Annotated in this window: 19 protein-coding genes; 14 read left to right on the forward strand and 5 right to left on the reverse strand. The window is 42.5% G+C overall.

Annotated features, from left to right (window positions below; translation table 11 throughout):
• The 4 genes from IEW05_RS22440 to IEW05_RS22455 all read left to right on the forward strand — a co-directional run.
• Positions 1-471, forward strand: a 471-nt coding sequence (locus tag IEW05_RS22440) for a glycosyl hydrolase-related protein (protein WP_229753678.1), incomplete at its 5' end; no start/stop codon positions are given.
• Positions 472-572: 101 nt separating this feature from the next.
• Positions 573-2,477, forward strand: coding sequence for a beta-N-acetylhexosaminidase (locus tag IEW05_RS22445; protein WP_188542106.1), 1,905 nt, complete (start codon positions 573-575; stop codon positions 2,475-2,477).
• Positions 2,478-2,733: 256 nt separating this feature from the next.
• Entirely contained in the window at positions 2,734-3,303 is a 570-nt protein-coding gene (locus tag IEW05_RS22450) for a TetR/AcrR family transcriptional regulator (RefSeq protein WP_188542107.1), read from the forward strand.
• Positions 3,304-3,325: 22 nt separating this feature from the next.
• On the forward strand, positions 3,326-3,652 hold the full coding sequence (locus IEW05_RS22455) for a DMT family transporter (RefSeq protein ID WP_188542108.1): 327 nt from the start codon (positions 3,326-3,328) through the stop codon (positions 3,650-3,652).
• 115 nt (positions 3,653-3,767) lie between these two features.
• Here IEW05_RS22455 and IEW05_RS22460 read toward each other — a convergent pair whose 3' ends face one another.
• The 3 genes from IEW05_RS22460 to IEW05_RS22470 are packed head-to-tail and all read right to left on the reverse strand — an operon-like array spanning position 3,768 to position 6,624.
• Positions 3,768-4,628 (reverse strand): sugar phosphate isomerase/epimerase family protein, encoded by an 861-nt coding sequence (locus IEW05_RS22460; protein ID WP_188542109.1) that lies wholly within the window; start codon positions 4,626-4,628, stop codon positions 3,768-3,770.
• 26 nt (positions 4,629-4,654) lie between these two features.
• Positions 4,655-5,533, reverse strand: a complete 879-nt coding sequence (locus IEW05_RS22465) for a sugar phosphate isomerase/epimerase family protein (RefSeq protein ID WP_188542110.1) — start codon at positions 5,531-5,533, stop codon at positions 4,655-4,657.
• 32 nt (positions 5,534-5,565) lie between these two features.
• Positions 5,566-6,624 (reverse strand): Gfo/Idh/MocA family protein, encoded by a 1,059-nt coding sequence (locus IEW05_RS22470; protein ID WP_188542111.1) that lies wholly within the window; start codon positions 6,622-6,624, stop codon positions 5,566-5,568.
• Positions 6,625-6,753: 129 nt separating this feature from the next.
• Between IEW05_RS22470 and IEW05_RS22475 the strand changes: the two genes are divergently transcribed.
• The 8 genes from IEW05_RS22475 (at position 6,754) to IEW05_RS22510 (ending at position 15,151) form a co-directional block, all read left to right on the forward strand.
• On the forward strand, positions 6,754-7,614 hold the full coding sequence (locus tag IEW05_RS22475) for an AraC family transcriptional regulator (RefSeq protein WP_188542112.1): 861 nt from the start codon (positions 6,754-6,756) through the stop codon (positions 7,612-7,614).
• A 7-nt stretch (positions 7,615-7,621) separates the two neighbouring features.
• Entirely contained in the window at positions 7,622-7,951 is a 330-nt protein-coding gene (locus tag IEW05_RS22480; protein ID WP_229753680.1) for a thioredoxin family protein, read from the forward strand.
• A 157-nt stretch (positions 7,952-8,108) separates the two neighbouring features.
• Entirely contained in the window at positions 8,109-9,215 is a 1,107-nt protein-coding gene (locus IEW05_RS22485) for a hypothetical protein (protein ID WP_188542113.1), read from the forward strand.
• Between the two features lie 153 nt (positions 9,216-9,368).
• On the forward strand, positions 9,369-10,337 hold the full coding sequence (locus IEW05_RS22490) for an AAA family ATPase (RefSeq protein ID WP_188542114.1): 969 nt from the start codon (positions 9,369-9,371) through the stop codon (positions 10,335-10,337).
• Between the two features lie 12 nt (positions 10,338-10,349).
• The gene (locus IEW05_RS22495; RefSeq protein ID WP_188542115.1) at positions 10,350-11,441 is read left to right on the forward strand and encodes a DUF58 domain-containing protein; all 1,092 of its coding nucleotides are present in this window, start codon (positions 10,350-10,352) and stop codon (positions 11,439-11,441) included.
• 205 nt (positions 11,442-11,646) lie between these two features.
• Complete coding sequence (locus tag IEW05_RS22500) at positions 11,647-12,921, forward strand: glycosyl hydrolase family 28-related protein (protein ID WP_188542116.1); 1,275 nt, start codon at positions 11,647-11,649, stop codon at positions 12,919-12,921.
• 198 nt (positions 12,922-13,119) lie between these two features.
• Positions 13,120-13,698, forward strand: a complete 579-nt coding sequence (locus IEW05_RS22505) for an acyltransferase (protein ID WP_188542117.1) — start codon at positions 13,120-13,122, stop codon at positions 13,696-13,698.
• A gap of 10 nt (positions 13,699-13,708) precedes the next feature.
• A complete protein-coding gene (locus IEW05_RS22510) occupies positions 13,709-15,151 on the forward strand; it encodes a sugar transferase (RefSeq protein WP_188542118.1) in 1,443 nt (480 codons plus the stop codon).
• On the opposite strand, the gene IEW05_RS22515 is transcribed toward IEW05_RS22510, so the two are convergent.
• Complete coding sequence (locus IEW05_RS22515) at positions 15,087-16,322, reverse strand: glycosyl hydrolase family 28-related protein (RefSeq protein WP_194434156.1); 1,236 nt, start codon at positions 16,320-16,322, stop codon at positions 15,087-15,089. The genes IEW05_RS22510 and IEW05_RS22515 overlap by 65 nt on opposite strands.
• 267 nt (positions 16,323-16,589) lie before the next feature.
• On the opposite strand from IEW05_RS22515, the gene IEW05_RS22520 reads away from it, so the two are divergent.
• Positions 16,590-17,570, forward strand: a complete 981-nt coding sequence (locus IEW05_RS22520) for an NAD-dependent epimerase/dehydratase family protein (protein ID WP_188542120.1) — start codon at positions 16,590-16,592, stop codon at positions 17,568-17,570.
• Positions 17,571-17,758: 188 nt separating this feature from the next.
• Positions 17,759-19,117, forward strand: a complete 1,359-nt coding sequence (locus tag IEW05_RS22525) for an FUSC family protein (protein WP_188542121.1) — start codon at positions 17,759-17,761, stop codon at positions 19,115-19,117.
• Positions 19,118-19,174: 57 nt separating this feature from the next.
• Here IEW05_RS22525 and IEW05_RS22530 read toward each other — a convergent pair whose 3' ends face one another.
• Positions 19,175-20,485, reverse strand: coding sequence for a hemolysin family protein (locus IEW05_RS22530; RefSeq protein ID WP_188542122.1), 1,311 nt, complete (start codon positions 20,483-20,485; stop codon positions 19,175-19,177).
• Positions 20,486-20,502 lie beyond the last annotated feature (17 nt).

Below are 20,502 nucleotides of genomic sequence, written 5' to 3' on the forward strand. Positions count from 1 at the left end.
CTACGCAGTGTGGGAGAACTAGGCGATTGGGGATTGTTCCCTACACCAGAAGCACAATGCCTTGGTGAACACACTGTCCATATGGAGCTCATTCCACACACTGGAGACGGTATGACTTCTGGCGCTTATGCTGAAGCATATCAGTTCCAGGTCCCTTGGACTGTATGCCAAAGTGACGTTCATGAGGGACCAATTTCTCCAGCATATACGCCATTTAAATGGGAAAGTGCTGAGCTTGCCTTCTCTTCCATGAAGATGAACGGAGAGAGTGGAGATCTCATGCTACGTTGGTACAACATGAGCAAAGAACAAACAGAGCTTACTTTAAGTACAGATATTCCTTGTGAACACTTCTACAAAACAACGATCTTGGAAGAGACGATGCCGCCTCTAACTAAGAATGCCGTAAGTGGTTTGTCTATGATGGTTGGTCCATGTGAGATTGTGACGACAGGTCTTCGTCTATATTAAGTAACTAAAAGGGGGCTTTTAAGTCATTATTTTGCGATGACAAAGGGGGCCTCCTTTTATTCATAGTAAAAAGGACAATTAGACTAGAGGAGGTAGAGAAAGTGAAGATACATTTGAACGGCGTGACCCAAGAGATATCGCAAGGCGTAGCTCAGTTAGCTGATATGCTAGGTTTTCAGCTTCATCCTGAAGGAATCAGCGTTGAAGTTATTCAAGAAGAAGGTCCTCTTCAGGTGTCACTACACGAAGGTCAGGGACGTATCCAATATCAGAATAAGATTCATTTCTACCGTGCGCTCGGATTATTTGTGGAGCACGCCAAAGAAGGCGATTCATTTGAGGTAACAGAAACTCCAAGATTTGATTTTAATGGTACGATGTTGGATGTATCCCGCAATGGTGTTATGAAAGTGGATACAATTAAGCAATTTATCCGCTATATGGCGGTCATGGGCCTAAACGGTCTGATGATATATACCGAAGATACTTATGAAATTGAAGAATTGCCCTACTTTGGTTACATGCGTGGTCGCTACACCGTAGAGGAATTACGTGATTGTGATGATTATGCTGATATGTTCGGTATTGAGATGATTCCTTGCATACAAACGCTGGGCCACTTACCTCATGCACTGAAGTGGGATTATGCCAGTCAGATTAAGGATCATAACGATATCCTGCTCCCCGGGGAGCCAAAAACTTATGAATTTATTGAGCAAATGATAGGTACAGCGGCAAAGACATTTCGTTCGAAACGGATTCATATAGGTATGGATGAGGCTTTCCAGGTTGGATTGGGACGATATTTACGCGAGCACGGTTTCCGAGACCGCTTCGAAATTATGAATGAACACGTAAGCAAGGTGCTAGAAATCACCAATAAATATGAGTTGCATCCGATGATCTGGAGCGACATGTATTTCAATCTGCTCGCCAACGATTATCAGGGACATTTATATAACCCTAATGCTGATTTTTCGGACGAGAACATGGACAAAATTCCTGAAGGTGTTCAGTTCGTATATTGGGACTATGGCAAAGGTGATGAAGCAAGTTACGAGAAAATATATGATATGCACCTAAAATTCGGCTCACTGCCGATCTTTGCAGGTGGAATTCATATGTGGAATTCTATCGTTCCAAATTACGGTAAGACATGGACTATAAGTCATCCGGCGCTTAGAGCCGCTAAGAACAAAGGACTGAAAGAAGTCTTTTCGACTGCTTGGGGTGACAATGGAAATGAAACGAATCATCTTGTTATTTTAGCTGGACTGCAGTTGTTTGCAGAACACGGGTATGGAGATGAAGTAGATGACGAGCATCTAGCCAAACGTCTGAAGGCTTGTACTGGCTTGGATTTATTTGAACCGCTGGTCTCGCTCAAATATATGGATGAAGTTCCAGGTGTGGATGAAGGTAACCACTGGATGGCTAACACTTCTAAATTCTTACTATGGCAGGATTTGATGATAGGCTTGCTTGATGGGCACATTGAGCCAGATACCGAGGCTATGTTACCGGGATATTATGCTGACATGGAGAAGAAATGGCGTGCATGCAAAGAGACCATGCCAGCTCCATTCCATGAGTTATTCGCAAGCTATGAGAAATTGGCTGCGGTATTATCGATGAAATCAACGCTGGGCGTAAGGATCAAACGATATTATGACGCTAAACAAACCATGCAATTGAATTCGATCGTCAGCAATGAGTTACCCCAATTGATCTCTTTAGTGGAAGAGCTTAGATTGGCTCATCGCAAAATATGGATGCTCACCTATAAAGCCTTTGGCTGGGAAGTGCTTGATATCCGCTATGGTGGATTAAAGGCCCGGATCCAATCCGCTGGAGATCGAATTTTGGATTACGTGGAAGGTCGCGTTTCTACGTTAGAAGAATTGGATGCAGAACGTTTGATTTTTGACCAGAACGGTGTGCCAACGGCACCGCTTAATGTCAATGCAACTTATCAGTCTATTGTAACTGCGAACGCACTGACTTAAAAATTTATCTCAAGAAGGTTGTCCTGTAGGAAGGGGCAGCCTTCTTTTTATCTGATTGGAAGAAGACTTGAATTTTGACACTTCATGATGAATCTGATACGATGGAAAACAAATAAATTGTTTTGTTTTCCATATTTTATTTCTGCTGAAGAATCCATTCTTCTTTATTTCGAGGTTTATTAGTTTGAATTGAGTGGTTACACTACCAGAAGGATAGGTACAATTACGGATAGAATGAAGGGGTCGAATTTTAATTATGAGAGAACGTATACTTCAGGCTGTTGCCACCGAGGTTGGTTATCGCGGGTTGAAGTTTTCGATTCGAGATATCACTTCAAAGTTGGGAATCAGTTCGAAGACGCTATATCAGCAATTTGATTCCAAGGAATCGCTAGTCTTGGCGCTAGTCAAGCAATCTATTGAGGAGATGCGGGCTGCTGAAGCTGCTATTAGGGAGGACATTTCCTTAACTACCCTCGAAAAATTGAAGCAAGCGCTGATCATTTTGCCTGGTGGCATTGCGATGAAAGATGTACGTTTGCTAGATGAGCTCCGTAGTGGGTATCCAGAGGCGTGGAAATGTGCTGATGAATATATGAGGGAAGGCTGGAGCGGTATTCGATCAATGGTGGATGAAGGTGTAGAGCAGGGGGTCTTGAAGGAATTCAGCTTTGACCTGTTTGTGCAAATGTATATTGGTTCCATGTATCGGCTGATTGAATATCAGGTATCCCAGAATGGAGAAATGACTTTTAAAGAAGGTATCACACAAGTCGTGAATATTCTGCTTGAAGGCATCTGTAAGGATAAGAGTGATTATAAATAGAATAAAGAAGGTAGTGGTGGGAATGGCATATTTGTGGCTAGCGTTAGCTATCGTATTTGAAGTAGTAGGCACAACATGTATGAAGTTATCGGAGGGTTATACGAAACTATGGCCTTCTATTGGTATGGCTATTTTCTATATCCTAAGTTTCAGTTCACTAGGCATTTCACTAAAAAGATTAAATGTAGGCACCGCTTATGCGATATGGTCGGGGATGGGTACCGTATTGATCGTATTAATCGGCATATTACTCTTTAAAGAACAGCTCACATGGATGAAGGCCGTCTGCTTAATGCTTATCATCGCCGGGGTCATTGGCCTAAATTTGTCGGGCGGTTCTCATGCTTGAGAGAAGAATGTTTTTGAGTGAGAAACGGTAACGGCACGGCCTTGTGGATCATGACTAGAAAAAAGGGGTTAACTTAAGATCGGTTATGATCTTAGTTAGCCCCTTTAATTCGAGATTAAACCTCATTCCAAATGCGATTCACGTTATCAAGCGCAATTTTTGTTCCTTTTGTACATTCTTCCATACCTTCATACTCAATGGAAATATATCCATCATAGCCGGATTGCTTCACAATGCGGAGGATTTCCCATAGATCAAGATCTCCTTGTCCGCTGATCGCACCACGGAGGAAGTTTCCACTAGCACTTGGGAACCAGCCATCTCCTGGATTTCGGTGTGCAGGACGAATATAGAAATCTTTGATATGCACCATCGAAGCGAACTGAATGTTCTTCTTCACAGCAGATACAGGATCTTCATCCACACATACGAAGTTGCCGACATCAAGCGTCGTCTTGAAGTTTGGACGATTTACAGCGTGAATTAGAGCCTGTACGCGATCGCTGGCTTGAACATAATAACCATGATTCTCTACGCTTGTGATAATTCCATATTGCTTGGCATGGTCAGCGATTCGCTGACAAGCCAGGGCGATACGGTCCAAGTCCGCATTGAAATTCACGATAGATGTATCTTGGCGAGAAGCGACGTCATGACGCATCAATTTTACGCCAAGGCGGTTAGCACGATCCACTTCGCTAATAACGCGAGCAATTTCTGCTTCATATGCTTCTTCTGTGTCCGTAATGAAGTTGGCTCCAATCGCATAATTGGAAATATCGATTCCCACAGCCGCAGCTTTCTCGCGGATTTGATCTTCTAACTCAGGATTACCTTCGAAATCGAATCCGAGTAGTGGAACGATCTCAATATGTTCTCCGCCATTATCTGCCACCCACTGTATCGCATCAAGAATGCTCATGCTACCGGCTTCCATAGCCTGATACAAACTATAAGAGCTTACTCCTAATTTCATGATGTCTTATTCCTCCGTTCTTATGTCTATTTCCGATAACCTTGGATGAATTGTACGGCTTTACGGATATCTTCTTCTGGAGAAGAACCGACTTCGCGTTCAATTGTTAAGTATCCGTTATATCCGATTTCTTGAAGAGCGGCGAAATAAGCAGGAAAATCTACTGTACCTTCACCTAGTGGCACTTCTTCAAATGCTGCACCGGTTGCAGCCATTTCAGCAATCTTCTCATGAGACATTCCGCCGTAACCAAGATAACCATATACATCTCTAGGATCGACAAGACGCATACGTTTGCCATCTTTAACATGCGTGTGGACGATGTAATCCCGTAGTGTCTTGACTCCTTGAACAGGGTCATCGCCAGTTACCATAACCATGTTGGCAGGGTCGAAGTTAACGGAGACGCCTTTAGTAGTCATCGTGTCGAGGAATGCTTTAAGATGAGCGGCAGGTTCCGGACCAGTCTCTATGGCGAAATAAGCATTCATACTGTTGGCATATACGCCTAATTCTTCGACTGCCCGTTGCATGGAGTCATAAATTCGGCTATTTGAATCTTCAGGAACAATACCGATATGGGTTGTCACGATGGAAGTGCCGAGATCAAGTGCTAAATCAAGAATGCGCTTGGATTTCTCGACTTTGTCAGGATTTGCTTCACTATCTTGGAAACCGTGGCCAGCCAAATCGCCGCATAGGGCGGATATTTCTAATCCAAGTCCATCAATATAGCTCCGAAGTTCCTTGCGTTTGTCCTTGGTCAACACCGCTGGATCCATCTCGCCAGATACGGCGTAGATTTGCACCCCTTCGGCTCCTACTTCTTTGGCTTTCTTTAGACCTTCCATTACACCTATGCCAAAGCTGTCGACAATAACACCGATTTTATTTTGCAGTTTCATTTAATTAGCCTCCTTTGATCCAAATTGTATCTTTAAAATTGAATTTCACGGCCTGTAGCGGCAGATTCATAAATGGCATTTAGTATTTTGATCATCTCAACACCGTCTTCGACAGGACAATTGTTATCGATGAGTCCTAGGCTGCTGTCAACAAAACGATTGATCTCATTTTGAAAAGCTCCTTGGAAGTCGAAACCTGGAGTCGTAATTTGCGGCTCAATATTGATGATCGTATTATGTTGTTCAGTAGCAATGGATAGCGTTGGTTCGATTTCAGCTCCACCTTTATCACCAAAAATATTGATGGATGCCGAGTCCTGTTTAGCGTGAAGTGAGAAGCTGACATCAACCATTAGTGAGGCTCCGTTCTCAAAACGAATCAAGGCATTGGCCATATCTTCGACGGTGTTGAATGATGCATCAAAATCGGACGCTTTATAGAAATCGTAGTTCTCAACATTTGAACGATTACCAAGTTTATTGTAAGTATTACCGCTTACGGACTTCACTTTTGGTTTGCCCATCAAATACCAGCAAAGGTCAATGACATGAACGCCGATATCAATGAGTGGTCCCCCTCCGGAACGTTCCTTGTCAGCAAACCATCCACCAGGGTTTCCGAGTCTACGTACTAGACTTGCTTTGGCAAAATAGATTTCACCTAGATCACCGGAGTCTATAAATTTTTTCAATACGGAAATATTAGATGCATGACGACGGACATAACCCACTTGGAGCAACTTTCCAGTGCGGCGAACTGCAGCCTCAACTTGTAATGCTTCATCTACTGTCTTACAGAGCGGCTTCTCACACAGCACATTTTTACCGGCTTCAAGAGCTGCGATACTGATCTCGGCATGTGAGTTATTCCAAGTACAGATGCTGATCGCGTCCACTTCCGGATTTGCCAACAGATCACGATAGTCAGTATATACATGAGGAATGTTGTATTTTTTAGCACCTGCCGTTGCTCTTTCTTCGTTTAGATCACAAATTGCAATTAATTCTACCTTTGGATTGGATTGATACGCTGACAAGTGTGATTCAGAAATGGATCCGTTACCGATAAGACCTATTCTTAGTTGGCTCATGTTTACGTTTACATCCTTTCGTTATCCATGTAGATTTGCTACAATAGAACAATCATTTTTCATGGATATGTTTTATTTATTCAAGTAACATTAATTTAGCACAGTTACATTAAAGGGAGAATGTGTAGGATGACAAAGTATATGGACTATATGATTAGTTCCCGTCCACTTCGCACTTTTAATTCCATTGTAGATTCAAGCAAGCTGAAGGTTAAGTCTCTTATTGTAATTAATGGCGGTCATTTGCCTGGAAGAACACTGCAACGGGTGGACGCTATTTTTAATGACTGGGCTTTTGTGGTGATTACGGAAGGTACGGGATATTATCAGGTAAATGATGGGATGCGACAAAGAGTTGAGGCAGGTACCTGGTTCTGTCTATTCCCTGGAGCTGTGTTCAATTATGGTCCGGACGACAATGGATATTGGGATGAATATTATTTCACAGTTCAAGGAGAGAGAGTAAACGAATGGCTGGAGAACTGGCTATCTTCCCCGGCTCTGACCCATAAGGCAACGGTTGACGGCGCCCTATTTCACAAGATGGAAATGATGTTCATGTTCATAGAAAGTGGGGTACCAAGCAATTTGGATCGTGCTTCTATGATGTTGGAATCATTCTTGTATGAACTGGTTGCCGGATCTGACGGTAAGGAGGAGGGGGCGCCAAAAACGTTTGTGCTTAAGGTGATCGAGGATATATCGAAATCGCTTTACTTACCTCTTGAACCTGAAGAGATGGCTAATAAGCATCATATATCCCTATCTACATTACGAAGAATTATTCATGAATACAGTGGGTATCCACTAAATGAATTTATTCACCGTCTTAAGGCCGCAGAAGCACGAAATATTTTGCTCAACACGGAAATGACCGTAAAGGAGATTGGGGAACTACTAGGTTACAAGGATACATTTTATTTCTCCCGAGTCTTCAAGAAAATTACTGGAGTATCACCCAAAAGTTATCGGGATAGAGGGGGACAATAGAAGGAGGGTGAATGACATTACAATTCCTGAGATAACAGAAAGTGAATGGATTAATCGTCCTCAACAGGAGAAACCTAGTGGTGACAAAGAGGCATTATTCTTCTTTACTCCCTTTTGTGGCACCTGTAAGCTCACGGAAAAGATGCTGAATATCGTATTGGAGACAGGAACAATCATTCCGGTATCCAAAATAAATATCAATTACGCTCCATTCTTACGCGATTCATGGAAAATATCCAGTGTACCTTGTTTGGTCATACTTCAGGACGGAAATCCCATTGAAATACAATACGCGATGTCTTCGGTAGTTGATTTACATCGGTTCCTGCAGGGGTAATTCAAGGTTATACCAGTTTCAGTCATCTTCATATTTAAATCATGCTCGATAACATATACTTTCTTTTCCACCATATAGGCTAACACACAGTGGCAATCTCTTGCATAGGGTGTAAGGTATTCATTACTTTCGGAACAAGGAAGGGAGTTTGACGGAAATGACGGAACAGGTCAAACATTATTTTGCACGGGGAAATACTGCGGATGGGTTGCATAGTTTGGTGAAGTCAGTATATCAGGGTCTGAACACGATATATGTTGTGCAGGGATATCCTGGAGGAACGGCAGCGCTGATTGGAGGAATCGCTTCGGCGTGGACTGCGCGTGGTTGGAATCTAGAGCTTATTCACCAGCCCTTGGAAAGTGATCTACTGGAGGGAATCATTCTAGAGGATGCAAGGATCGGACTGGTAGACAGCGATGCCTGGTCAGACGATTTTATTCTTGAGGGAACGGAAATCCGTTATTTCGATATTCGCGGAACGTTTGATGCGCAAAAAATTGCAGAGAACTCCGAGACTATCGCGATACTAGAAAGTGAGATAAGTAACCTCCATGTCAAAGCCTATGAGACATTTCTGAGAACACTGCGCATTCATGATGAGTGGGAGAAATTCTACATCGATAATTTGGACCGCGGAGTTATGGATCAGCTCGCACAGGAGTGGGGAGATGAGTATTTAATCCCCCAATTGGAAGGGAAAGTGAGTGTAGCAACCCACCGTTTCCTAGGAGCGGCAACCTCTCGTGGTGCAGTTGATTTTGTACCCAACCTGACGGATAAATTACAGACACGTATTTTTGTTAAAGGTCGGCCTGGCTCGGGCAAATCAACATTATTTAAAAAGATCGCTAATTCTGCCTTGGATAGAGGCATCGATACGGAGATTTACCACTGCGGATTCGATCCACACAGTCTAGATATGTTGATTTTCCCTGAGCTAAGCTTAGCCATCTTCGACAGCACAGCTCCGCATGAGCACTATCCGGTGCGGGAAGGCGATAGTATTCTTGATGTATATGAACTTGCCATAACGGAAGGCACTGATGAGAAATATGCGCTCGAGGTTGCGGATGTAAAGGCACGATACACATCGTCCATGAAGGAATCGACTGCTTATTTGACTCAGGCTAAGCAGACTCGCGATCAGCTTCGGGATATTTACTTAGGAGCTGTAGATGCTGAAGCATTGTTCAAGTGTACGGAGTCATTACTTAACGAGATAGATGGCTTGGTTTCAGGAATAGCAACTACGGCTCATTAATTCATTTAAGGCGTCCTTCTTTATAGGAAGGGCGCCTTTGATTTCTATAGGTTGTGCTTGATTTGCTATAAACATCCCGATCTTTTTGCTATGATGAATAGATGAGAGACTGATATTTTGGCTTAGCATACTTTTATAGAAGGCGGTGCCTGAATGGAACTGAGGGAAGCAGCGGATGTGGTTTTACGAATCCGTGAGAATATTGGTAAAGTGATCGTCGGTAAACAAGAGGTTATCGATTTATTATTGGCTGCTTTATTCGGTAATGGACATGTTCTACTTGAGGACGTGCCTGGTACAGGGAAGACGATGCTAGCGAAATCGCTTGCTCGCTCGATTGATGGCGAATTCAAGCGGATTCAATTTACACCTGATTTACTTCCTTCGGATCTAAGCGGAATTCATTACTTCAATCAGAAGACAGGCGAGTTTCAATTTCGACCGGGTCCCGTGTTTACTCAAGTATTGCTCGCCGATGAGATCAATCGAGCGACGCCAAGGACGCAATCAAGTCTGCTCGAATGTATGGAGGAACGCCAGGTGACCATCGATGGTGTTACTCATGTTCTGGCTTCTCCGTTCTTTGTTATGGCAACCCAGAATCCTATTGATAGTCAGGGGACATTCCCGCTACCGGAGGCGCAATTGGATCGATTCTTGATCCGAATTTCAATGGGTTATCCCACTTATGAAGAAGGAATGAACATTTTGCTTCGTTTCCGCGAGAGTAATCCCCTCGCCAGTCTGAGCCCGATGACATCTGGAGAAGAGGTTGCTGCAGCCCAGAAGTTTACTGCAGGGATTAACATCGGAGAAGAGCTGCTGTCCTATATTATACGGATTGTCGAAGCCACCAGACGACATCCGGAGGTTAGACTGGGGGCAAGTCCACGCGCGGCCGTTGCGCTGATGTGTGCATCTCAAGGGTATGCACTGGTGCAAGGGCGGGATTATGTGATTCCAGACGATATCAAGACGATAGCTGAACCCGTGCTTGCCCATCGGTTACTGCTCCGTCATAGCATAAGAACTGAGGACAAACAAAGCAAAGATATTGTTCGGCAAGTTCTGAATGAAATTGAAGTACCGGCAGAGCCTCTTTCGATTATAAAGGGCAAGTAGGTGGATTAAGATATGCAATTGACTTGGTTTATAATCAGCGTCGGCGGTATTTTATTAATTCTATCCGTAGTTTATAGCTCATGGGCGCTGAAGGGTGTTAAATACTCACGATATTTCTCGAAGGAGGCAGTGTTCGAGGGTGAGAGCATCGAGATGATCGAAGTGATCACGAATGAAAAGCTGTTGCCGCTGCCCTGGTTGCGATTGGAATCAAGTATGGCAAGTGGACTGATATTTGGTTCTCAGAGCAATCTGGATATTCATACAGGAGATATCTATCAAAATCATATCAGTTTGTTCTATCTACGACCTTATCGTCAAGTCACCAGACGACATGTAATTACATGTGCTCGTAGGGGGTTATATCGTTTGGAATCGGTTACGATGACTACCGGTGACCCTCTAGGTTTGGGAAATAACGTTAAGCAATTTCCCCTAGGATTAGAGCTATTAGTGTATCCCAAAGTCATTCATTTGGATGAGTTGCCACTCCCGAACCACAGTTGGATTGGACAAATCCCAGTGCGCAGATGGATCGTAGAGGATCCTTTTCTTACATCAGGTGTTACAGAATATCGTCCCGGTGATCGCTTAGGATCAATTAATTGGCAAGCAACGGCTCGTACGGGGACTATGCAGGTACATAAGAGAGATTATAGTGCAGACCACAGACTGATGATCTGTGTAAATTTAGAGGTTAGTGATTCGATGTGGAGAACCGTGACAGACCCTGAGCGCATTGAGCTCGGAATTTCTTATGCGGCTGCCATTGCTGCCTATGCTTTGCGGCATGGGATGGAGACAGGTTTTCTGTGTAATGCACGACTGATTGATGGACCAAAAATTCCTATTCGCAAGGAACCACAAGCCGTCATAGACCAGTTAGATCATTTACTGGATGTCATGGCAAGAATCGTATTGGATCGATCTGTTTCTATGATTCGCTTGCTGGAGCAAGAGATTGAAGCGGGAATCACCAATACGGATTATTTGATTATCACTTGTCATCAAGGCGATAAGCTTCGGGCAACCGTAGAGCAATTGCAAGATAGAGGAAACGGGATTGAATGGATGATTATTCCCGAACTGATGAATATTATATAGTGTTGTCTACAAGACAAAGATAGGTAGAAGGAGATGATTCTCCTTCTACCTTTTTTTATCCGCAAAAGATGAGGCAAGCTAAATGAGGAATATACCCCTTCTCTCAAATCCTATTTTCATATTAAATTAAACTAACGATAGAATTTTAACTAAAATAGGATGGTTATAGAATAACTTACTATTCTTGTCACTGGAGGGAAGGACCATGATCAATGTTACGAAGCTTGGAGCGAAGGGGAATGGAGTATCAGATGATACGGCAGCTATCCAAAAGGCGTTGAATCAGGTAGCGCAGAGTGGTGAGACTCTGTATTTTCCAAAAGGTGTGTATATGGTCAATCCGACAAAGACGTTAATAGTTAGTAGTAATACAACTATTACTGGCGATGGTGCAAGTTCCATTATTAGAGCGGCAAACACTGGATTCGGCTGGGAAATGGTAAGAGTATCCGGTAAAAATATTAGTATTAGTGGTGTTTCATTAGACGGAAACAATCGGGTGAATCGTGTATTGGCCATTGGCGGTGGCAGTTCACAGGTTACAGTTAAAGAAGCTTTTGTTGCAAACGCTACTCATAGCACGGATCGCAATAGCCCGTATTACGTAGGAGTTGTATGTGGTATCATCGTCTACGGAAATTCGAATACTATCACTATTTCCAACACCGAAGTATCGAATGTTATCTCCCGTAATTTGACGGCCGGCAGCCTAATAGCCAGAGGGATCTATTTGACCATAACCTGGGGGAGTACGGAAAAGGCTGCCAAAAAGGTTACGATCATGAATTGTTATATTCATCATATTGGTCCTGCTGATGATGGTGACGGCATCCACTATGAGGACCCTGGACTAGACAACAATAAGGGCGAGAATGTTGGAAGCATCATCACAGGTAATCGATTTAGTTACTGCGCGAAGCGAGCGATCAAAGTATATGCACAAGGGGTCGACATTATAGGTAATTCCATTGAAAATCCTTACTTGAACAACAATTACTATATGGGGACGAACAAAGGTAGTCTAGCCCCCGATATGTATTCAGCTATCAGTATCTATGGTAGCAATAATACCGTGGTGAGTAATAAAATTTTTGGTGTAGGTAGTTTTTATGGGGCTATCGAAATTAGTGCCGCAGTTCAGGTCAACAATATTGTTATACAGAGCAATAATATTGCTATGGGTGTTAAGAGTAACCTCATAGGAATGACAGCAATCCGAATGGGGAGTATCAGCAACTTCAAAGTGATCTCTAATACAATTATGTATGGAGATAAAGGAATTTGGACTTGGCAAAATGCGGATCAAGGGCAAATTAAGGATAATATGATTACTTTGAACAGAGGCGTGGGTATTGATCTGACCACATATATTCAGGGATATTATCAGAAGAATATTATCGTTTCTGGAAATAATATCACAGGTACCACTTACAAAATTATGACCTCCAAAACTACTAACATTAATGTCATTCTTAATTAAGAACAAGTAGGTTGAAGAAATATATTTTTAACAACAAGACTTTATCCCGGCTAAATTTACGGGGTAAAGTCTTTTTATGATTGATTACTAAAACAACTGACAACCGAATATAACAAGTTATAACAGATATTCAAATAGAAGATCGGACTCTGGATATCGAGACAGTACTAACTTTAGTGGCGAGGAGGCCGTGTAACTATGAATGTATATATTCATTCATCCGCCATTGTTGATCATGGAGCTCAGGTTGGTGAAGGTACTAAAATATGGCATTTTACACATGTTTCATCATCAGCGATTATCGGAAACGAATGTAGTCTAGGACAAAATGTGTACATTGGCAATCATGTATCCATCGGAAATGGAGTCAAAATTCAGAATAATGTATCCGTGTATGAAGGAGTTATTTTGCATGACGACGTTTTTTGCGGTTCTAGCATGGTTTTTACCAATGATTCTAATCCTCGTTCAGCCTTCCAGCGCGATAAGAGCATCAATTATCAGAAAACAGTCGTCGGACGTGGAGTTTCTATTGGGGCAAATGCTACGATTGTTTGCGGAGTGACGATTGGAGAATGGGCTTTTGTAGCGCCAGGTACGGTAATTAAACGTGACATTCCCCCATATTCATTGTATGCAGGGGCACCAGCTAGACAGGTGGGATGGATTTGTAAGTGTGGGGTAAACTTGGCTTTTCGTGGGGGGCATGCGAAATGTAAGGAGTGCGACCGCGAATACCAGTTGGATCAAGATAGGGTGACAATAACGAAACATTAGAGGTGAAATCATGATTAAGCTGTTTCGTAAAAGTGGGATGAAGGTTATTTTATTAACTTTGGATTGTTTATTAATCTATGTAAGTTATGTTTTGGCATATGAATTGAGATATTCCCTCAGTGTCCCTTTTATGAAATGGGATTCTTTCTTTGTTTACGCTCCATGGCTTGGTCTTTTTACGATACTGACATATTACTGCTTCAATTTGTATGATTTTGCAGGTCGTAGGAAGCCTTCGCAATTTCTGTTTAATTTGATTATTGCACAACTGTTTGTTGCAACTGGACTCATTGTACTAAATTACTGGATGAAGTCGTTCATCTTACCACGAAGAATCCTCTTGATTGCTATCATAAGCCAGCTTTTCTTGTCATTTAGCTTACGCCTTGTCTTGTTCTATATACAGAGTAAAGTTTGTAGTACTAAAAAAGCACTAGTTATCCTTAATGATCGCAATGCCGATGCCGATATCTTGCAACGGATTTTCTATAAAGGGACTCCTTGGTTTCGAATTGGGAAGATAGTTACACTGTGGAATGAACCAGGCAACCTGCCACCGGCAAATATGTGGGAAGATCGTGATCTGAAGGTGCTTTTATTGGGACAAGGAATTTCGCCTTGGGTGAAATCGGAGTTGATTCGATTGGCAGGTGCTAGAAATATGGAAGTTGTGCTTATACCAGAATTCTACGAATTGTATTTAAGAGACGCCGAGCCGCAACAAATTGACGATTTGCTGGTCTATTCCATCATGCCGCCACAGCTTAATTTACTGGAACGGTGTCTTAAACGGTTGTCAGACTTAGTGATGGCTTCGCTCCTGTTAGTGATAACTTCACCTATAATGATCTTTATGTTTATAGTTATTCCAATGACTTCAAAGGGTAAATCGCTTTATGTGCAGGAACGGGTAGGTCTACATGAGAAGCCTTTTCATTTATTTAAATTTCGGAGTATGGTTGATAATGCTGAAGCAGGTACAGGACCTGTATTGGCAGGTGAGCAGGATGCCCGGATAACAAGGTTGGGACAATTTATCCGAGCGACCCGGATTGATGAACTACCACAATTGTTCAATGTCTTATTAGGAGATATGAGTATGGTAGGTCCAAGACCTGAGCGGGGATATTTCGTAGAACAGTTTAAAGAAGAGCTCCCTCATTACACCTATCGCCTGATGGTCAAACCAGGCTTAACGGGTTATGCCCAAGTGATGGCCAACTACTCAACAATCCCTTGCGATAAACTTCGTTACGATCTCATGTATATTAAGCGGTATTCATTTCTACTGGACCTGAAGATATTGTTTCAAACAATCCGCGTTGTCCTGCAACGCGAGCAATCCAAGGGGATCAACAGAGATTCGGGTTCAGTTGTTGCTCTTCAGTTTAACGAATCTTTGGGTGGGATTCGGATTCCCTCGGAAGGCGGATACCAACTCCCACATCACTAAGTATATTATTTGCAACGGAGCTTTCGGGAATAGACGATATATCATTTTCATCCTGAAAAAGAATTCCCGTATCTACATATTTGATCCGGTTTCCTGTGATGAGGAAATCAGTCACTTTACCAAGCCGGATTCCACTTGTATCAGGCACCATTGCATTTGGATCTCCCGAGATAGAATTGTCAGTAATGACAATATGTTTTAAAGGCCCTAGGTCGGCTTCAATTGCACTGTAATAACTACCGATCCCATTAATGGTATTCCCCGATACAGTAACATGGTCTGCATAGATGGAGATAGCTGAATACATGTCCTGTGGAAGGGGATCAGTCACCGGGAATAAGTAATGATTATTTCCGGAATATGAGTTGATTATATGATTATTGCTAACAGTGACTCCTGGCATTGCGATTTTAATACCTCTTTTGGCTGTATATTGAAATAAGTTATGGTCAATTAGGGAATCAGAGAGACCTGAGTTCGAAGGTGATTTATCAAAAAATATCCCATCAGCATCTTCTCGTGGTGTTATATGTGAAATAGTATTTCCAATAATCTGAATTTGTCTAGCAATAGGTTGTCCAGGTTCGCTCCAGACCATAATACCACGGGCCACAGGCTCTCTATTTACAGCAGATATGTTTGTAATATGGGATCGTTCAATGGTAATTCGTTCGGTGTGACCATATATCATAATACCTGAGACAACGGCGGAATAGAGGGGGTTCTGTGGATCGTCGGGTTGGCTCATATTTTGGATATAGGTATTTACAATTTTTACGTCAGTGGAACCAGTATGAATGCCGACTCCTCGAATCAGGCGCTTATTACCATCGATAGTAATACTATCTATGGTAATATTGCTGCCAGATACCATGAACGCTTCATATCCATAATGCTCTGAGGTTTGAGCATCGAAACGTAGAATAGGTTGTCCCATCCCCTGAATATGAACATTGTTGCTTAGTGGCAATGCCTCTTTAGGGTCTATGCGATATATCCCAGGAGGAATGATCACAAGACCTCCATTCCGATGACTGGCTGCTTCTTGCAGGGCTTCTAAGAAGATAGCGGTATCATCAGTTACACCATCACCTTTGGCGCCAGCATCTTTTATGTTCAGTGTTAGGGGTGAAGGGTTCCAGATTCGCGTGATGATAGTTCGACAATCCACTATGATGAGGCAGAGGACAATGCATGTCAGTAATAGTAGTAACCCGGATCGTACGCGGCTTTTCCTTGTACTTGTATTGATCATTAGTTTGTTAATCTCCTTGAACAATAGGATGAGTTACTTCTATTGATACTAGAACTATACAAGAAAAATTACAGATTATTGTCAATGTATTGATTGTAATAACAGAATAAGAATAATTCACCTCCCGAGGTCATACAGTATTAAATGGAAAATGACTTAGTTAGAATGGGAGAGAAGTGCGATATGAAAGTGCTTGTTACGGGGGGAGCGGGATTTATTGGCCGCTGCACGGTTAATCAGCTTATAGGTCAAGGCGATCGGGTGGTCGTTGTCGACTGCACTGAGAGGAACAGATCACAGAGCCTAGAAGTAGAAAAGTTGGTTACCTACTACAAGGTGGATATCACTTGTGATATCGAGAAACTTGAATCTATTTTTGCTGAAGAGCGACCAGATTATGTCATTCATCTAGCAGCTCAGGTTAGCGTTCGGTATTCCTTGGTAGATCCAGTGGAAGACGCAGATTGTAATGTTATGGGGACGATCAATGTACTGAAGCAGTGCGTACGTTATGGTGTGAAGAAGTTCGTGTTCTCTTCTTCAGCGGCGACCTATGGTAATCCAAAACAAATCCCTATTGAAGAGAACCATGAGACAGAGCCACTATCCTTCTACGGGTTATCGAAGCGAGTGTCGGAGATGTATATTCAATCTTATTCACATCATTTTGGATTAGATTATACCATTCTTCGGTATGCGAATGTTTATGGAATCCGTGACACTCGTACAGGAGAAGATGGGGTTGTAACGGCATTTGTGGAACGAATCTTGGGAGGAATACCACTCGAAGTTTATGGAGACGGTCAACAGACACGTGATTTTATATATGTTAAGGATATTGCAGAAGCCAATATTGCTGCACTACGAGGAGGTTCGCAGCAGATTATGAATATAAGCAGTGGTAAGGCAGTTTCATTATTGGAAGTTATCGAGACACTGAAGCAATTATGTGATGCAAGTGTGACGATACAATTTCTGCCGCATCAGAAAGGAGACATTGAACACAGTGTCCTGGACAATAGCAAGGCCCGAAGTCTATTGTGGTGGAACCCCACTTATTCATTAAGTGATGGATTGCGTGAGATTGTTAACTTTGAGAATGAAATTAGAAGGAATCCTGCTAGTGTGAGCCACTTAGTCTATAATAAAATTCCGGCTATGTAAGTTGAGAAACAAGAGTTTTATGGAGAGAGACTGGACTAGGATGAACCTAATTCAGTCTCTTTGTTATTTAGTTTTTACTTCATTTTATTCTTCAAATTATTCGTTATTTAGCGAGAGTGTGCTATGATCGAGCTAGGGATGAACGCAGAATTGGAACATCTGTAGCTCATTATGAAAGGGAGTTTATCGTGAAAAGTGATGCCTCCGTTTATATCCAAAGATCATTTAGACTCTGGTTATCATGCCTGATGGAAATAGGAATGTGTTTACCGCTTTGGATAGTGGGTGCTGAATACTTGATGCCTGGCGGGTCGATCACAATCATTTGGGGCTGTGGTTTGTTGTTGCTCTCATTTGGGGGTGTGATGCTACGATTGTATCTCCGAGTGATGTGGAAGAGGTTGGGTACTGCTATCTTGTTAGGTACACTGTTTGGCTTAGCTATTGCCAATGGAACATGGGTAATGCTTCTATGGGTTTGTTTCTCTGGAGCTTTTTGTGCTTTGCAGGGGATGACTGTAGGGACGCGTCTACACGAGTACAAACTATACGGATGGGGAGTCATTTTATATTTAGTGTCGGGTTTGCTTTTTCCTCGTTTTCAAGGATTGGCGTCTTGGATGCCTCTATTAACCTGGACGGGCGTAGCTACGCTCGTACTGACTTTATTTATTATGAATGAGGGACATTTACGCTACAGTACGCTGTCGGGTGAATCAGAACCGATGCTTCCCAGGAGATTGCGTCGTCATAACCGTATTTATATGACAGCCATTGTTATTGCGGCCATGTTGCTTGCAGCGGGAGCTGGTAAGTGGCTTAGCAGTGTGTTATGGGGATTCGTAAAGATGGTCGTTGGTTGGTTAACAAGAACGTCTCCACAGGAGCCAGAACAAATTCAGGAAGAAGTTACAGATATCCCTCAGATGGAGCCATTTCTCCCACAGGATGTGAAGCCTCCGGGGATGCTATCACAGATTTTAAATATATTGGCGTATGTTGTTGGTGCGGCGATTGTCGCTGGGTTGCTAGTATTGCTTATATACTGGTTATATAAAAATGTTGGTGGAATCTGGAGAAAGAGCATAGATTCTCTGCTAGGGTTGCTTCGGCGCCGCGGACAAGAAGAGCAGAATACTTCCTATCGAGATGAAGAGAAGAACATTTTTTCATGGGATCGTGTCTCTAAGAAGCTGCAAGATTTCCGTAGTCCCCTCAGTTGGATTGGGAGGCGCACCGAACGCTGGGAGGATATGACTGACAATAGGGAACGCGTACGTTATTTATATCGCCGTTTGTTGCATTCCGAATTAGGTGCGGGATATGAACTCAAGCCACATCTAACTCCCATAGAGCAGGAAAGAGAATTTAATAACTGGTTGGAACAGGATGAACCTAAGAAAATATCATCTCAAGCCAAATCCATACGAGGAAAACGGGGATCATCTTCAGAACCGCTAGTCAGCCTCTATTATAGAGTTCGATACGGAGCCGAACGACCTAATGATAAGGAAGTAGCTAATATTAAAGAGAAGATGAACTTATAATGTTCATGAACATATAAAAACCTCAATCCTTTAGGGATTGAGGTTTTTAGCTAGTGTTTATTCTTCCGTAACATTCTTGAATATTTCAAGTTTTCGGAAACGATGAGGCTCTTTCTCCAAGAGCTTGAAGGTCAAATCTTGATGATCTATTGTTTCACCCTCGTTCATTTCAGGGTGATTTCCATATAACCAACCACCAATGGTGTCGATATCCTCAGTGTCCAGATCGCTGTGTAGCAGGTCATTGATCTGGTTAATCGTAACTTTACCGTCAACGATTAGATGATATTCACTAATATGCTCGATGGGCTGTTCTTCTTCCTGGTCAAATTCGTCACGAATTTCTCCGACGATTTCTTCGAGAATATCTTCAATGGTCACAAGTCCAGCAGTTCCGCCATACTCATCGATCAGGATAGCCATATGGGTTCCTTCTCGTTGCATCCGTTTTAATAGCTGATCTACTGGGGTAACTTCTGACACACCCATAACGGGCTGTAGGATAGAAGAGACCTCTAATTCTGGGTTATCCTCATAAGCGAGAAAGAATTTCTTTGTGTTGATCGTACCAATCACATTGTCTTTACTGCCTGAGACAACTGGAAACCTTGTATATTGCTGTTCTTTAATAATTTCTAAATTTTCTTCTCTTGTTTTATCTGTATATAAGCACACCATGTCGGTGCGAGGGACCATAATTTCTTTGGCGAGCATATTATCAAAAGCAAAGATACGATTCACATATCCGTATTCGCTCTGATTAATATTTCCACTTTCGAAGCTCTCATTAATAATGATTTGAAGCTCTTCCTCGGAATGGGCTTCTTCCTGTTCAGAGGCGGGCTTGATACCCATGAGCCGAACAAGCTGATTAGCTGATCCATTTAAGGTCCAGATGAAGGGACGCATAAGTTTATTGAAGAGGATCAGTGGTTTTGCTGTAATCATCGCAACACTTTCTGCCTTGCGAATCGCGATTGTTTTTGGTGCCAATTCACCCACAACAACATGAAGATAAGTGATAATAACAAAAGCAATAATAAAAGATAGAATACCGTTTAATGCTTCAGGTACATTTAGACTTTCGAATACGGGGTGCATGATTTTCTCAACTGTAGGCTCCCCAAGCCAACCTAGTCCGAGAGCTGTAATCGTAATTCCTAATTGGCAAGCTGACAAATATCCGTCTAAATTAGAGGTTATTTGCTTAACGGCAAGCGCATTTTTGCGCCCCTCAGCAATCAATTGGTCCACTCTACTACCACGAACACGGACTATCGCGAACTCAACCGCTACAAAAAACGCTGTCAGTGCGATAAGGATGACGATCAAAACCAAATTTAATACCAAAAGCCTGTCACTTTCCATTCTGTACATCTTCTCCT

The organism is Paenibacillus segetis, from assembly GCF_014639155.1.
In the GTDB taxonomy this organism is placed as follows: Bacteria; Bacillota; Bacilli; order Paenibacillales; family Paenibacillaceae; genus Fontibacillus; species Fontibacillus segetis.